General features: G+C 53.0%; 13 protein-coding genes. 4 read left to right on the plus strand and 9 right to left on the minus strand.

Translation table 11 applies throughout. The annotated features are described in order from the left end of the window. Nucleotides 1-55: 55 nt before the first annotated feature. The 9 genes from secD to ACFSSA_RS15375 form a co-directional block, all read right to left on the minus strand. Nucleotides 56-2,485: a protein translocase subunit SecD gene (gene secD, locus ACFSSA_RS15335; RefSeq protein ID WP_386821508.1), complete on the minus strand. Its 2,430-nt coding sequence runs from the start codon at nt 2,483-2,485 to the stop codon at nt 56-58. A gap of 48 nt (nt 2,486-2,533) precedes the next feature. Next, nucleotides 2,534-2,863, minus strand: coding sequence for a preprotein translocase subunit YajC (gene yajC, locus ACFSSA_RS15340; protein WP_386821509.1), 330 nt, complete (start codon nt 2,861-2,863; stop codon nt 2,534-2,536). Further along, on the minus strand, nt 2,860-3,996 hold the full coding sequence (gene tgt / locus ACFSSA_RS15345; RefSeq protein WP_386821510.1) for a tRNA guanosine(34) transglycosylase Tgt: 1,137 nt from the start codon (nt 3,994-3,996) through the stop codon (nt 2,860-2,862). Before tgt ends, yajC begins: the two co-directional genes overlap by 4 nt. Before the next feature lie 134 nt (nt 3,997-4,130). Then, nucleotides 4,131-5,264: a molecular chaperone DnaJ gene (gene dnaJ / locus ACFSSA_RS15350; protein ID WP_386821511.1), complete on the minus strand. Its 1,134-nt coding sequence runs from the start codon at nt 5,262-5,264 to the stop codon at nt 4,131-4,133. 48 nt (nt 5,265-5,312) lie between these two features. Continuing rightward, nucleotides 5,313-5,885 (minus strand): nucleotide exchange factor GrpE, encoded by a 573-nt coding sequence (grpE, locus tag ACFSSA_RS15355; protein WP_386821512.1) that lies wholly within the window; start codon nt 5,883-5,885, stop codon nt 5,313-5,315. Nucleotides 5,886-6,103: 218 nt separating this feature from the next. Next, nucleotides 6,104-7,681: a glycerol-3-phosphate dehydrogenase/oxidase gene (locus ACFSSA_RS15360; RefSeq protein ID WP_386821513.1), complete on the minus strand. Its 1,578-nt coding sequence runs from the start codon at nt 7,679-7,681 to the stop codon at nt 6,104-6,106. Next, on the minus strand, nt 7,678-9,177 hold the full coding sequence (gene glpK / locus ACFSSA_RS15365; RefSeq protein WP_386821514.1) for a glycerol kinase GlpK: 1,500 nt from the start codon (nt 9,175-9,177) through the stop codon (nt 7,678-7,680). The genes ACFSSA_RS15360 and glpK overlap by 4 nt, the downstream gene beginning before the upstream one ends. Before the next feature lie 44 nt (nt 9,178-9,221). Beyond that, a complete protein-coding gene (locus ACFSSA_RS15370; protein ID WP_386821515.1) occupies nt 9,222-9,995 on the minus strand; it encodes an MIP/aquaporin family protein in 774 nt (257 codons plus the stop codon). Between the two features lie 49 nt (nt 9,996-10,044). Continuing rightward, a complete protein-coding gene (locus tag ACFSSA_RS15375; RefSeq protein WP_386821516.1) occupies nt 10,045-10,785 on the minus strand; it encodes a hypothetical protein in 741 nt (246 codons plus the stop codon). A gap of 276 nt (nt 10,786-11,061) precedes the next feature. Between ACFSSA_RS15375 and ACFSSA_RS15380 the strand changes: the two genes are divergently transcribed. The 4 genes from ACFSSA_RS15380 to ACFSSA_RS15395 all read left to right on the plus strand — a co-directional run bounded on the left by ACFSSA_RS15380 (nt 11,062) and on the right by ACFSSA_RS15395 (nt 16,159). Beyond that, the gene (locus tag ACFSSA_RS15380) at nt 11,062-11,868 is read left to right on the plus strand and encodes a DeoR/GlpR family DNA-binding transcription regulator (RefSeq protein WP_386821517.1); all 807 of its coding nucleotides are present in this window, start codon (nt 11,062-11,064) and stop codon (nt 11,866-11,868) included. A gap of 73 nt (nt 11,869-11,941) precedes the next feature. Next, nucleotides 11,942-13,570, plus strand: coding sequence for an NAD+ synthase (locus ACFSSA_RS15385; protein WP_386821518.1), 1,629 nt, complete (start codon nt 11,942-11,944; stop codon nt 13,568-13,570). Between the two features lie 104 nt (nt 13,571-13,674). Then, on the plus strand, nt 13,675-15,678 hold the full coding sequence (locus tag ACFSSA_RS15390) for a right-handed parallel beta-helix repeat-containing protein (RefSeq protein ID WP_386821519.1): 2,004 nt from the start codon (nt 13,675-13,677) through the stop codon (nt 15,676-15,678). Nucleotides 15,679-15,739: 61 nt separating this feature from the next. Then, nucleotides 15,740-16,159, plus strand: a complete 420-nt coding sequence (locus ACFSSA_RS15395) for a GAF domain-containing protein (RefSeq protein ID WP_386821520.1) — start codon at nt 15,740-15,742, stop codon at nt 16,157-16,159. Nucleotides 16,160-16,167 lie beyond the last annotated feature (8 nt).

Genomic DNA, 16,167 nt, shown 5'->3' on the forward strand with positions numbered 1-16,167 from the left:
GCCCTTTTGAATTTTTCATTTTGCTCTCACAGGACAGAGCATTTTCGTCCGCCGATTACTCCGGGATCTCGCCCTTCATGGATTCCTGGGCGAGCGTTGTAGCGAGAACGTCCTTGCGGAGGTTGCCACCTTTACGCTCGGAGAGCCAAAGAACAATCGGGGAAGCAACAAATATCGAGGAGTAGGTTCCGACTACCAAACCTACCAGGATCGTCATCGAGAAATCACGCAGTGCCGCACCACCGAAGATCGCAAGAATCAGGACGGTAAGGATAGTGGTGGAAGAGGTGAGCAAAGTTCTTGAGAGTGTCGTATTGATTGCCTCATTCATGATATCGCGGACATCGCCCGTGCGGATTAGCACGGTTTCACGAATCCGGTCGAAGACGATGATCGTGTCGTTGATGGAATAACCGGCGATCGTAAGAATCGCGGCAACATGGATCTGAGTAAGTTGCTCGCCGATGAGAACGACAATACCGATGGCGATGAGTATGTCGTGCAGCACAGCCACGATGGCACCCACCGCGAAAGATAGCTCGAAGCGGAGAACAATATAGGTGAAAATTCCGATCACTCCGACGCAGAGGGCTAAAACTGCTTCTTTCAAGAAACTGCCGCCAATGATTGCGGAGACCTGTTCCTTTGATGCTGCCTGCACGTAGCTTCCATCATCGGCTGTTTCTCCTAAAAACGGGATTTCTGCCCGGAGTGTTTCGACAATGCTTTCTGCGTCTTTGCTATCACCGCGGATAGTAAGGAGCGTGCCGCTTCCCGGAATCGTTTGTTCCTGTGGGAAAGCCTCGCGGGTGAGCCTGGCCTTCGAAAGAGCCGCATTCACATCGTCCAACGGGATAACCTCATCACCAATCTGGAAAGTGATGACCGTGCCTCCTGTGAAATCGACGCCCAATGCTGCCTTCTGCTTCACCGCAAATGTCGCAAGAGAGATAACGATCAAAACCGACGAGACAACCGCGCAGGCCTTCGCTTTTCCAACGAAATCGAAGGTGGAGGATTTGATGAGGTTCAAAAACGAAAGGTTCCGCAAAACACCGGTGTCAATTCCCCAGCGGAAAAGGACACGGGTTCCCAGAATTGCCGAGAACATGGAAGCGACGAGACCAATCGTTAGTGTAAGTGCGAAGCCTTTTACGCTGCCGCTCGCCATCGCAATGAGGATAACGCACGAAATCAGAGTGGTCAGGTTGGCATCCAAAATGGAGGAGAATGCCTTTTCGTATGCGGAACCAATTGCGTTTTTGAGAGATTTTCCATTCTCCATTTCTTCCCGGAGGCGTTCATAGATCAGAACGTTGGCATCGACCGCCATACCGATGGTAAGGATCAGGCCGGCAATACCCGGAAGGGAGAAGGTGAAACCGAACATGGCCATGACGCCGAAGAGAATTACCGCGTTAACTACCAACGCGATACATGCAACAAGGCCCGCCGTGCGATAGTAAATGAGAATGAAAATCGCGGTGAGCAGAAGACCGGCAAGACCGGACGAAATGCCTTGCTTGACGAATGCGGAACCGAGAGTCGGGGAGACGCTGCGTTCTTCTTCAACGATGAGCGGGTTTTCCAATGGGTTCATCAGGGCGTTCGCGAGTTTTTTCGTTTCGCCCGGTTCGTTAAGTCCGTTGATCACGAAATTTTTGCCCAGAGGAACACTTTGAACCACTGGAGCGCTGAGCACTTTTCCATCCAAAACGATAGCGATACGATCGATTCCCGGGCGCATTTTTGCTGTGAGTGCGATCATCTTGTCGGTGCCTTCACGATTCAGCGTGATATCCACCGCATCCTGGCGGGATGGGGAAGGATAGGCATTGGCGATATCCGAGCCACCCAGCGCCGCACGGCGGTTGAGGAGGATGGGGGTGGTGAATTCGTTGCCGTCTTCGTCTTCCTGGGTCAACTCGTATGCCCGGTAGCCAGGGACGATTTCATCTCCATCGAGGACTCTCTGAGCCAGGGATTTGCCATCCGGACTGGCTTCGCCATTGCGGGTGGAGACTTCACGGAGTTCCAGTTTTGCGACAGTCTCCAGGGTTTCACGGATCTGGGCGGATTCCTGTGGCTCCACACCCGGCATTTGAACCAGGATACCATCATCACCTTGGCGAGCAATCAGGGGCTCCGAAGTGCCCATGGAGTTCAAACGGCCTTCGATAACGCGGATCGCCTCTTCCACCTGATCTTCAGTGACTTTCATCAACTCCCCATTGGCATCTTCCTTAGGCTGGATACGGAGGGAGAAAGCAGAACCGCCGATAATGTCGATACCACCTTTCAGACGGTCTTTCGGAGGGAATATGGCAAACGCACAAAGAGCACAGATGCCGAGAAGCAATACCGTGCCGATATTGCGCTTGCGGCGCTCGATTTCCGTGGCGAAATACCAGAAAAACAGTATCAGGAGGGTGATGCCTGTCAGGAACAGGACTAATGGATCCTTGAAGAAAATGAGCGCTAACATGGGTGGATTCAGTGGAAGTAAATAGCGGTAATCTGGAAAAGGGATCGCTTAAGCTTCTTTTTTGATGACAGAGGCGATAGCGGCTTTATCAAACTCAAGATTGGTGCCTTCCGCGACTTTCACCATGACGGTTTTTTCTTTCACATTGTGGACTAATCCATGAAGCCCGGCAGTGGTGACGACCTTGTCGCCGTTTTTCAATGCCGCGATGCGTGCCGCCTGCTCTTTGCGTTGGCGCTGCTGGGGACGAATCAGCAAAAAGTAGAACATGATGATCATCACCGCGAACATGAACGGTCCGCTGCCGATGATTGCCTGGATGCCTTCAGGCTTTGCTGGGGCTGTGGCTTGGGCGAGAGTATTGAATAAGTTGATCATGATTCGGTTTGCTTGGCGTTGTATCGTTGGATGAAAGATTCTTTGAATTCTGAAAAGGTTCCCGCCAGTATCGCTTCCCGCGCGTGGCGTGTGAGGGACAGGTAGAAATGCAGATTATGGAAGGAAAGCAATCGTAAAGAGAGCATTTCACCTGCCCGGAACAGATGGCGGATGTAGGAACGGGAAAAACGGGACACATGCGGATGGCTGGATTCGCACAAGGGGCGTTGATCGTTTGCGTGGACGAGATTCTTGATATGTATCGGTCCGTCCAAGGTAAATGCCACACCATGACGAGCGATGCGGGTGGGCATCACACAATCAAACATGTCCACACCGCGCGAAATCATCTCAAGGATCTGTGGAGGTGTGCCGAGTCCCATCGCGTAGCGCGGTTTATCTTTCGGTAAAAATGGCACAGCGTTATCGATCGCACGGAACATTTCTTCTTCCGGCTCCCCGACGGAGACACCGCCGACGGCATAGCCGTCGAAATCCAGCTCCACAAGCTCGCGGGCGGATTGCTCACGCAGATCCGCGTAAATTGATCCCTGGACAATGCCGAAATGGTGTTGTGGCAGAGCGTTGGTGAGAGGCTGGTTTTCGGTGATCCAGTCTTTGCAGCGTTTGGCCCAGCGGGTGGTTAGATCGAGGGATTTCGACGCGTATTTTTCCTCGCAGGGGTAGGGTGGACACTCGTCGAAAAGCATGGCGATATCCGAGCCAAGCGAAGCCTGGATTTCCATGGACAGCTCGGGGGTAAGCATCATTTTCGATCCATCCAGATGGGATTGAAAGCGAACGCCTTCCTCCGTGATTTTGCGCATCTTCGCGAGTGACCAAACTTGGAAGCCGCCTGAATCGGTCAGCATGGGCTTCCGCCAGGTGGTGAAATCATGGAGACCCCCGAAGTTTTTGATCAGCTCATGTCCCGGGCGGAGCCAAAGGTGATAGGTGTTCCCCAGAATTATCTGGGCACCCAGATCTTCGAGCTCCGCAGGATGGAGGGTTTTCACCGATCCCTGTGTGCCCACGGGCATAAAGATGGGTGTTTCCACATCGCCATGCGGGAGAGTTAGCAGACCGGCGCGCGCGGAAGTCTTCTCGTCGGTATGTTGCAATAAAAAAGGCATGAACGATGGAAAGCGTTTGAGAATATAGGGCTGGAGCGCAAGGATTGTGGCTTCCAAAGCCACAAATACCAAGTGAATGGATACCCGCCACCGTTGGGCGAGCTTTCAGTAATTTGATATTTCTCAGCGAAATCCTAGAGCTCGAAAAAACGCTTCGCCTTCTCCAGGAAACCTTCGTGAATCGGCGAGTTGTGATCGCCGATGGATTCTGAGAAAGCGCGGAGTTTTTGCTGTTGCTCTTTGTTCAGCTTCGTCGGCACTTCTACCTGGACAGTGACGTTGAGATCACCGCGATGGCCACCGGATAAAGAAGGCATTCCCTTGTCCCTGACCCGGAAAGTCGTGCCTCCCTGGGTGCCTGTCGGGATTTTGATCGAGGCCTTGCCGTCAAGGGTCGGAACCTTGAGTTCGCCACCGAGGGCGGCTGTGCTGAAAGGTAGTGGAACATCACAGAAAAGCGTTGTGCCCTCGCGCTCAAAGACATCGTGGTCCTCGACGTGGAGGAAAGCATACAGATCACCGGCCGGACCTCCGCGGACACCGGCATCTCCATTCCCCGTGGAACGCAGGCGAACACCTGTGTCCACACCTGCGGGAATGCGCAGCTTGATACGTGTGCTTCGTTCCACACGACCCTCGCCATGACACTCGTTGCATGGATCTGAGACAATTTCGCCATTGCCACGGCATTCCGGACAGGTCGATTGCTGGATGAAAATCCCCGCCTGCCTGCCGACGACGCCGCGGCCACCGCATGTGGAGCAGGTTTTGACTCCGCCCGAGCCTTTCGAGCCGGTGGCATTGCATTTTCCACACGGGACGTTGCGCTCGATCTCAAGCTCCTTTTCCACTCCCGTGGCAGCTTCCTCAAGAGTGATCTCCATGTCATACCGGAGATCAGAGCCGCGTTGCTTGCCGGAACGCTTCCGCGAAGATCCTCCGCCGCCGAAGAATTCCTCAAAGCCACCTCCGAAGGCTCCGCCGAAGACCTGTGAGAAAATATCAGCGGGATCGTGGAAACCACCACGTCCACCGCCCATCCCACCGGAAAATGCATCATGACCGTAACGATCGTATGCGGCGCGTTTGTCCGGATCGGAAAGCGCTTCATAAGCTTGGCCCAGTTCCTTGAACTTGTCTTCGGCGGTAGGATCGCCGGGATTTTTATCCGGGTGGTATTTTACCGCCAGCTTCCGGTAGGCTTTTTTGATTTCTGCAGCGTCAGCCGATTTGGAGACACCTAGAATTTCGTAATAATCGCGAGGCATTCGTATGAAAGAGTAAAAACTTGATGTGTGAAAATACCGTCTGTTTTATCAGGCAGGTTGTTCAGGATCCGCAGCTGCTGCGACGACGACTGAAGCGGGGCGCAGGAGGCGATCACGGATTTTAAAACCACGGCGGGTTACGCGAATGATTTCGCCCTCAGGCTGGTCCGATGGCTCTTGGGAGACCGCATCGTGAAGGTTTGGATCGAACTGACCTACGGTCGAGATTTCCTCAACACCCTGATTGGTCAAAAAGTCGTTGAGCTGCTTGCGGACCATTTCCATGCCAATGTAGATCATGGAAGATGTGTCTTGTGCCGCGGCTAGCATACCCATCTCGAAATTGTCGATCACCGGAAGAAGGTCCTCAAGGAGGCGCTGGTTCGCATAGCGAATGGCTTCCTCGCGTTCGCGGGCGGTGCGTTTGCGGAGATTGTCCATCTCAGCGGCGGTGCGGAGAGAAACTTCCTTCCACTTTGCTGCTTCTGCCTCGAGTTGTTCCCACGGATCGAGTTCTGCAGCCGGCTCAGCTTCCTGGCTTTCCGGATTTGCTGTTGTGGCATCGATCTCCTCCGTGGATTCTGGGGTTTCGTCTTGCGGTTGGGAATCGTCTTGCTTCATGCGGGGTATGTGTAATCAGGATTTTCGCAAGGTCAACCCTTTGGGAAGCCGCCAATTCGCATAATACGCAAAAAAGTTCCAAAATCTCTTCCTGTCGGATCGGGAATGCGAAAAACCCGCCTGGAAAAGATTGCCGGACGTATGGTCGGCAAAGGGAAATTTCCAGACGGGTTGGCCGTAGCCGTTTTTCTTGAGGAAAAGAGTATCTCAGTAATCCATTATGATGTGGCGGGAGCGGCGGTGCTCGCTGGATCACCGAAAACGTAGCCTCTGGCCAGGGTTTCGTAGTCCGCGATCTGTCCGGCTATCCAGTCTTCGCTCTTGTTCAATTCCTCCGCGAGAATTCTTGCCACCTCAGCGGATGCCTCGATGCTTGCTTTGGCATTGAGTAGTAAACAGCGGCTGCGGCGGGCGAGGACATCCTCCACACTTCTCGCCATCTCCTCGCGGGCGTGCCAGCGCACTTCCGCAGCAGTCAGGCTGAGCGACGGATGAATTTGCCTACTATCGTCCAAGGCGCGGATGCCTGCTGCATCAGAACCATAGGGCCGGAGGTTTGCCTCTGGAATTTCTCCACGTGTCCAGCCCCGGATCTGCAATGTCGCGGTTTCACAGGGTTTCTGTTCCACGCCCGAGACCATTTCCGCCTGGTCAATCACGTCCTCCGCCATTTTCCGGTAGGTTGTCCACTTCCCACCCGTGACAGTGATGAGACCGCTGTTGCTGACGACAATGGTATGATCGCGTGAAATCGCCGCCGTATCCGAACTGTCTCCGGAACTGACCAGCGGGCGCAGGCCTGCAAAAATACTGAGAACATCCTCGGGGCGAGGGTCTTTGGTGAGATATTTTGCGGCATGTTCCATGATAAATTCCACTTCGGAAGCCAGAGCACGCGGCTCCAGCGATTTCTCCGGAAGAGGCGTATCGGTGGTGCCAACCACCACGCAATCATGCCATGGCACGGCAAAGAGAACCCGGCCATCCGCGGTCTTCGGAATCATAATCGCGGAGTTTCCAGGTAGGAATTCCTTGGGAAGCACGATGTGTATGCCTTGACTGACGGTTACCATCGGCTTGGCGGTTTTCTCATCCTTCGCACGTAGTTCATCCACGAAGATTCCCGTAGCATTGATCACACAGCGGGCGCGAACCTGGAATGCTTCTCCGGATTCCGCATCCATTGCCTCGATTCCGGAAATGATCCCGTCAGTTTTCAGCAAGCCGGTGCATTTCGCGTAGTTAACGATTTTCGCACCGAGACCAGCGGCCGTTTGAGCGAGATTTACCGCGAGTCGGGAGTCATCGAACTGCCCGTCATGATAAGCAACGCTGCCCGTCAGACTCTCGGTTTCCACGGTTGGAATGCGTTTGATCGTTTCCTCCTTTGAAAGCCAGCGGCTCGGACCAAGGCCAAGCTTACCTGCAAGGTGATCATATACTTTCATGCCGATTCCGTAGAAAGGGCCTTCCCACCAGCTATAGTTCGGAATCACGAAGGATAAATCGTGGACCAGATGGGGAGCGTTTTTAGTAAGTCTGCCACGCTCGCGAAGAGCCTCCAGGACAAGGGATATGTTACCTTGCTGTAAATAACGCACGCCGCCGTGGACGAGTTTCGTTGAGCGTGAGGAAGTGCCTTTTGCGAAATCCGCCTGTTCGATCAGGACGACGGAATGTCCGCGGGATGCTGCGTCCACAGCAGCGCCGAGACCGGTCGCGCCACCGCCGACAATGCAAAAATCGTAGGGTTCCTTGGCGTTTTTAATGTGATTGAGTGATTGTTCTCGTTTCATGATTCTTGTTCTGGGAGTTCCCATGCTTTTGCGCGTTCGACTGCGCGTTTCCATCCGGTTGCGAGTGCGTTCATTTCGGAGTCCTCGCGTTCAGGCTTGAATCTAGCACCTTCTTTCCACCGGGCCACGATGTCTTCCTTGCTTTCCCAAAAGCCTACTGCGAGCCCTGCCAAATAAGCGGCACCGAGGGCAGTGGTTTCGACATTCTCCGGCCGCACTACGTTGAGTTTCAGGAGATCCGATTGGAATTGCATGAGTGGTGTGCTGCGGGAAGCTCCGCCATCGACGCGCAGTTCCGTCATTGGCATCCCGGCATCCTTTTCCATGCAGTCCGCTAGGTCAGCGCTTTGATAGGCGATTGCTTCCAGGGCCGCACGGCAGTAATGCTTGCGATTTGTGCCGCGGGTCATCCCCACGCACGCACCCCGTGCATACGGATCCCAATGGGGTGCCCCCAATCCAGCGAAGGCCGGCACCAGATACATACCCCCTGCATCAGGCACCTCGGAGGCGAGTTGGCTGCATTCCTCCGCAGAGCGGACCAGCTGGAGCTCATCGCGCAGCCATTGGACCACCGCACCGCCCATGAAGATCGATCCCTCAAGCGCATACTCGGTGATTCCGTTGATGCGCCAAGCGATGGTGGTCAGAAGATTATTCTTGGAGCGGATGGCTTTTTCACCGGTGTTCATAAGCAGGAAACAACCCGTGCCGTAGGTGTTCTTCGCCATTCCGGGCTCAAAGCAAGCTTGTCCGAAAAGTGCCGCATGCTGATCGCCCGCGATACCGGCGATGGGGACTTTTTTCGTCGTGTGGCCATAAATCTCGCTGCTGCCTTTCACTTCCGGGAGCATGCAGCGGGGGATATTGAAAATTTTCAGAATCTCATCGTCCCAATCATCTTCGTGGATGTTGTAGAGCAAGGTCCGCGAGGCATTGGTCGCGTCCGTGATGTGGACTTCCCCATCGGTGAGTTTCCACACCAGCCAGCTATCGATTGTTCCAAACAACAAATCGCCGGCTTCCGCCCGCTCGCGGACACCCTTCACGTTCTCCAGAATCCAGCGGAGCTTTGTGCCTGAAAAATACGGATCAAGACGCAACCCTGTTTTGTCTCCGAATTTGTGCTCCAGCCCTTCTTCCTCTTTAAGCTTCGCGCAGTAGTCAGCCGTGCGCCGATCCTGCCAGACGATGGCATTGTAGACGGGTTTGCCGGTGTTTTTGTCCCACACAACGGTCGTTTCGCGCTGATTTGTGATACCTATCGCGGCGATGTCCCGATGGCGTAGATCCGCTTTTCCGAGCGCCTCCGCTTCCACCGCAGTTTGGCTGGCCCAGATTTCCATGGGATCGTGCTCGACCCAACCCGGTTTCGGATAAATTTGAGTATATTCTTTTTGGCTCACTGCCACGACTTCCCCTGCGTGATTCACGACGAGAGCCCGTGAGCTTGTCGTTCCCTGATCAAGGGCTAGGATGAATTGTTCGGATTTCATAATTTTTTTAAGTTATCGTTGGGTTTCTTAGTTTAATAAATTTGTTAGGCCGAAAAGAGGGCGCGATACAGAAATGCACCGGCCACCCCGCCAATCAACGGGGCGATTATCGGGACCCAGGCATATCTCCAGTCCGAGCCACCTTTTCCGGCGATCGGTAGTAATTGGTGGGCGATGCGTGGGCCGAGATCCCGGGCTGGATTGATCGCGTAACCCGTGGGTCCGCCAAGCGAAAGCCCGATGGAAACAACCAGCAAGCCGACAAGTAACGGGCTCCACCAAGTGGCGACCAACGCCTGCAAGAGAGGTGGAACATTGCCCAGTGCTTCAAGTTCAGCGGCAGGAATACCGGCTCCTATTTTCCCGATGGCCAGCACACCGAAGACAAGCATCGCTGTGCCGATAATCTCGGTGATCAGTGCCGGACCGGTCTTGCGGATCGTCGGTGCGGTCGAGAAACAAGCAAGTTTCCCGGCCTTGTCATCAGTCTCCGCCCAGTGAGCCAGATAGGTGAGCCAGACGAGAGTCGCACCCGTCGCGCCACCTGCAATCTGCGCCAGAATGTAGCCCGGCACCTGTGACCAGGAGAAATCACCTATGGAAGCCAATGCCACGGTGACCGCAGGGTTGAGATGAGCGCCCGAGATCCGGCCCACGGAGTAGACTGCCATCGCCACGCCAAGTCCCCAACCAGTGGTTATCACCATCCAGTCGCCATTCTGTCCCTTGCTCTGTTTCAGGACAACATTCGCAACCACTCCGTTTCCCAGAAGGATCAGAATTGCCGTCCCGATAAATTCCGCGAGATATGGATTCATTTGTTAATTATGGGTTTGATATTTATTTTAATCCAGCTGTTTCGAAAATTCAGAATGTGTATGACAGGTTTAATCCTACCCACGCTTCGTTATCAGTATCGAGCGCATCCAGGGCAAAAGAATACCCGGCGAGTGGCTTTACAGTCAGCCCCTCGGCCAGAGTGACCGGAAGGCCGACGGCGAACGTGAGATTGTCCAATCCATTGCCTCCCGTTCGGTAGTTTTCCGAGTATCCCAGCACTCCATAACTGACCAGGGTGGTGGATTTCGAGAGTTCCAGAGAATGGCTTAGTTTTACCTCATGATACCATCCATTACTACGGGCATTATAGGAGAACCAGGCGGAGGTAGCAAAACCGGCCGAAAGATCTCTGGTCAGATTGAAAAAGTATTCTTCGCTATCGATTCCGTCTTCTCCGGGGAAGTGATACCAGATCATCCCTGCGGATGCCGTGTAGGGACCGAAATCATGGTAAAGGTATGCGCTTGGGGTCAGCTCTCCGTATTCGCCATTGAACGAATTGCCATTGAAGAGGTTGAGATGGACATGATCGAAGAAATCAAGATCGATCGCCTCCCAGGCAATTGGGTTTCCGGAGGAGGAGTCCACACCCCTGTAAACGTGCAAACTTTCAAAACCTGCTGTCAACGTTGCCCTGAACCACGGACCTTCCGGTGAAGGATCAACCAAGAAGGAGCCGTTATTGCCGTTATTTTTACTCCCTGCATGCACGGTGGTGGAAACAAGCCCCAAGAGGCCGAGAGCTATACCTAATGAATTGGGTTTCATAATGAGTTTTTGTTTTTTGTTGGATCTTCAATGGCGGAAGAGTCCGGTTCCATCGATTGGTTGAAATCTTTACTTGGATTTCATTGATCACAATAAAAAAGCTTATAGCAAAAGGGATTAATGGCTTAGGTTTAAATCAATAAATCCAAGTTTTGAGCGATTTTTTGAACTTTTTTAGGGCCGAATCCAACTGAAACACGAGTTTTTGTGTTGGAAATTCAATAAAATAAATTGGACTTTATTGGGAAAATAATTCAGAGAATTTACCTCGAAACTATGTTGGTATCCGAACGTCAGCGAAAAATTCTGCAACAAGTGCAATCCGAAGGCTCTGTCCGCACCTATGAACTGGTCGAACTTTATGGTGTTTCCGATGAAACGATCAGAAAAGATCTGAAGGTTTTGGAGCAGCTGGGGAGGCTTGTGAGAAACCATGGCGGAGCTTTGCGCCTAGCTCCGGAACGTTTTGAGCTTCCCTTGCCGGAACGTGTCGCGATCAATGAGCGGGAAAAGGATCTCATAGCACTCTCGGCGGCGGATCTCATCTCGCCGCAGGAAACAATTTTCCTGGATGCCAGTTCAACGGTTTTGCGTCTTGCCGATCATTTGCCGGCACTTCCTTTGACCGTGGTGACAAACGCCCATCACATCGTCGTAAGTCTGGCGGGAAGAAATGATATTTCTCTGGTGTGCACGGGAGGCACTTATGAAAACCAATCCCGCAGCTATACGGGGCCGATGGCGGAAGATGCCTCCAGGCGTTTTGTCATCCGGACAGCTTTTCTAGGTGTCGATGCCTTTGACCCCGAGCGTGGTGCCATGGATCTGAATCACGGCCATGGTGTCCTCAAGGAACGGCTCATCGAGCGCGTCGACAGGGTGGTCGTCTTGGCGGATAGTAGCAAGCTAGGCATCCGTAGCTCATACAGTTTTGCGGAAGCAGGACAGATCGATATTCTGGTGACCGATGAAGGTGCGCCTCCTGAGATCATCGCGCGTTTTGAATCCCGGGGAGTGAAAGTCATGATCGCCGGCAGCAAATTCAAATCAGCGGGGAAAACAAAACGCAAGGATATGAAGTAGGACGCTCGTGGGGATTTTTTTTGTAAATGCAGGTGGTGTTCCCCGCTGAGGGATGATTTCTTGGCGGAGAGCTATGAGAGTTGGAATTGCACAGATCAATGGAGTGGTTGGAGATTTTCCGGGGAATGCGAAAAGGATCCTGGCTGCATATCGCGAGTGCCTTGAGAAGGGCGCGGAGATTGTCGTGACTCCGGAAATGAGCCTGGTGGGCTATCCGCCCCGTGATCTAGTATTCAAGAGTCAATTCGTCCCGAAGTGTTTGCAGGCCCTGGACTATCTGGCCGATGAAATAAAGAATGTCCCACTATTGGTAGGTTATGTGGATTTTCATGAAGGCTGCGTCGGCAAACCGTTCAGGAACGCTGTGGCGTGGCTGGAAAACGGCGAAATCAAACGAAAGATATGGAAGACGCTGCTTCCGACATACGATGTTTTTGATGAACGCCGTTATTTCGAGCCAAATGAAGTCTGTGAACCGGTCGTTTGGAAGGGAAAGCGCATTGGTATTACAATTTGCGAAGATATCTGGACGGAAGATTATCTTCAGCGTCCGTTTTATGACCGGGACCCGGTTCGGGAGCTTTGCGCCAAAAATATCGATCTGCTGATCAATCTCAGTGCCTCGCCCTATCATTTGGGAAAACCTGCGAACCGACGGGAAATGCTCGGTTCGGTTGCAAAGGAATCAGCCGTGCCGATCGTCTATTGCAATTCCATCGGAGGAAATGATCAACTCGTTTTCGACGGCCATTCGATGGCTGTTGACGCTTCGGGAGAAATTGTGGCGCAGATGGGAGGATTTGACGAGGGGTGCAGGGTTCTCGATATCTTCGAAGCAAAGGATGCCGAAATATTGCCTACGGAGGATTCCGAGCAGCTCTATAATGCGCTGGTGCTGGGTCTCAGGGATTATGTCCACAAGTGCGGATTTTCCAGTGTTTGTCTTGGTCTGAGTGGAGGAATTGACTCCGCACTTACCGCTGTTATTGCCGCCGATGCCTTGGGCGCGGAGAACGTCAGAGGTCTCACAATGCCTAGCCCTTATTCATCCCGCGGCAGTGTCGATGATTCCTTTGCCCTGGCGGCGAATCTGGGAATCCGCTGCGATGAGATATCGATTTCCGGAGCGTTCGGAGCGGTCAAAGACGCGATGTCTCCGGTTTTTAAAGGACGAAAGGAAGATGTGACGGAGGAAAACATGCAGGCCAGGCTCCGTGGGCTTTTCCTCATGTCTTTGTCGAACAAGGACAATCATCTATTGCTCACCACAGGTAACAAAAGCGAGCTGGCGGTAGGGTATTGCACAATTTACGGAGATATGTGTGGCGGTCTGGCAGTAATTTCGGATTTGCCAAAAACCAAAGTTTTCGAGGTCTCGAAATGGGTGAATCGGGAGAGCGAGCGGATTCCGTGGAGCACAATTGAAAAGCCACCGAGTGCTGAACTTAGACCTGACCAGAAAGATCAGGATACATTGCCGGAATACGATGTCCTGGATGCGATTCTTGAGCTGTATGTCGAGCGGCAGCTTGGAGCGGAGGAGATTGTGGAAAGAGGCTTCGAGGAGACAATGGTGCGTTGGACCCAGAGGCGCGTGGATTTGAACGAATGGAAACGCCAGCAAGCAGCTCCTGGCTTGCGGGTGACATCCAAAGCCTTTGGCATGGGCCGACGCATGCCGATTGTCCAAAGGTTTGTTTAAGACTTTTTTTCGATATGTCGGGCAATATGAGTCTCGGTCAGAACCTAAATATCCTTATTTGTAGGCTTTTCTTTTAAATGTTCAGGGGGGATAAGGGACACAAGATGACTTTGACAGAGGCACGAAAAATTTTGGGACTGGGACAGGATGAAGATCCACGCCCTCATCTTGAAGAGTTCAAGGCTGTCAGAGAGAAGATTGCGGACATGGTCCGGACCGCCCCGAATGAGGCTCTGGAAAAAAAGTATCAGGAAGGCCTGGTGGAATTTGATAAAGCCCTGGCGGCCGTCAGGGAGTATCTGGAGGCACTGGGGCTGGTGCCGAAGATCCCGGATCAAGCGTCTGGAACCCGCGAGTCCGATGAACCGTCACCCAAGAGAGGGAGTGCGGTTTTTACCCCGGAGAATCGAGTTGTCTCACAGGTCGGGCTGCCGGTGATTTCCCAGGAACTGCCTGCGATCCCAAAGGAAGAGGAAGATATTTCTTCGGGTAAGGCTTTCCGAATGGTTTGCTGGATCCTGCTATTGCTCACGGTGGTGGGTTTCGGGGGATGGAGCTTTCTCAAGGTCCAGAATGACCGGGAGATGGCCCGGCAGGCTCGGATTGCTCTATTGGAGCGGCAGGGGGCTATTTTTATCGAGAACCGGAGGTGGCCGGAGGCGAAAAAGGCCTTCGATGAAATCGAAGAGATTGATCTCGGCTCCGAGCTGGTATCCATCGGACACCGTAGCATTGAAGCCGGGATGATTGAGGAACAGAACCAATTCATTGGCTACTGGAAAGGAGAGGCGATTGCCGCGTTTGAAGCAAGCCGCTGGGATGACGCTGAACAGGCAGCACGGAGAGTTTTGGAGAAATATCCAGATGAAGTCGAAATCACCGCTTTGTTGGACAGAATAGCGGCTTCGAAAGTGGAGGAAGAACGCCAAGCCGTATTTGATTTGGTGCGGGAACAGATCGAAGACCGTAAGTTCGACGAAGCCATTGCTGGTGCGACCGATCTGCTTACTGCGGTGCCGGAAGACTCCCAGGCAAAGCAATTGCTGGCCGAAGCCAGAAAAGCCCAGGCAAAAGCCCTGGTGGATCTGGAAAGGGCCAGAGAATTACTCGCAAAGGCTAAAAAAAGAGATACGTGGGTCTTTGATGAGGAAGCGATAGAATGGCTGCGCGAGGCAATGCTGCTGGCACCCGGGGAAAAGGAAATTTCTGCCAGGTATGAAAAAATGGCGGCCTATACCCGGACTATACGAGTCCCGGATGATTTTGCGACTGTTCAGGAAGCCTTGGACGCTGCGCGGGATCGAGATCGATTGGTCATTGGTGAAGGGATCTGGGAGGGCCCCTATGTTATAAAAGCCGGCGTGGAAATCGAAGGTGTGACAGGAAAGACCATCACCGAGTGCCAGGCTGCCACGGGTAGTGTTTTTACAGTGGTCGAAGGTGTGCGCGGAGCCAGACTGAGTGGATTGACGATACGGCACAAGGAATTCGATGCTGGGGAAAACCGTTATGCGCTGGCCCTGGTGAGAGGAGCCGGAGCTGATTTTTCTGATTGTAGCTTTGAGCGGGGTAGCGGACACGGGCTGGCGATCATCGACGGAGGGCATTCCAAAGTGATGAGGTGCCGGTTCAATGAAAACGGCTGGAACGGCATTGCCGTCGTAGGCGCGGGGAGTTTGCTGGAGGCTGTGGAAAACCAATTGGTTGAAAATTATCAAAACGGAATCGAAAGCTGGAATGGAGCTGCGGTGATCCTGAGTGGCAATAAATGCACGGGGAACAGCCGCAACGGGATACACCTCGATAACGATCAGGCTTCTGCGACGGTTCTCGACAATTCCCTCACGGCGAATCGGGAATATGGAATGGTCCTCAGTAGCGCGGGATCCGGCCAGGTGAGCGGCAATAAGCTGGAGAAAAATATTCTCGGTGGCATGGTAGTGAAACGGAAATCCGCAGAAGTTCTCGTGAAGGAAAATGTGATCACCTCAAACCAGGGGCCCGGACTGGTTATTGAGAAAGGACTGGATTCCGATAGTTTCTCGACTAATCGACTCAGTGGAAATGCGGGCGACGAATTGATGAGCGGCCTCGAATTCTCCCAATGATTTTGGGTTGATTGATAGGTGGGCTATCGACAATGGGTGAGTCTGGATTTAATTTCTCTTCATGAGCAATGCAGTCATGGAATTGGAAGCAGTTTTGAAAGAATTCGGGTGCCAGACAGGCACATTGCATCGTGCTGAGGGGGATTGGTTGTATCTTGTTTCCCAGATCGGAGTTCCGGATTTCCTGCTGGAAAAAATCTCGAAGATCCCGTTCGGAAAAGGGATAGCAGGTGTTGCGGCTTCGACGAAAGAACCCGTGGAACTATGCAATTTACAGGAAGATCTTGGCGGCGTGGCGAAACAAGATGCCAGAAAGACCGGTGTCTCGGGTTCATTAGCTGTCCCGATTTTTCACGAGGACGGCACTACGGTCCGCGGGACGATTGGAATCGGAAAGATGGAGCCTTACGATTTTACCGAGGACGAAAAAGACCGGCTTTCGGCCCTCGGAGGTGAAATGGCATACCTACTGGAAGAATAGTTTGGACA

Origin of the sequence: Luteolibacter algae (assembly GCF_042683045.1) — a bacterium.
Taxonomy (GTDB): Bacteria; Verrucomicrobiota; Verrucomicrobiia; order Verrucomicrobiales; family Akkermansiaceae; genus Luteolibacter; species Luteolibacter algae.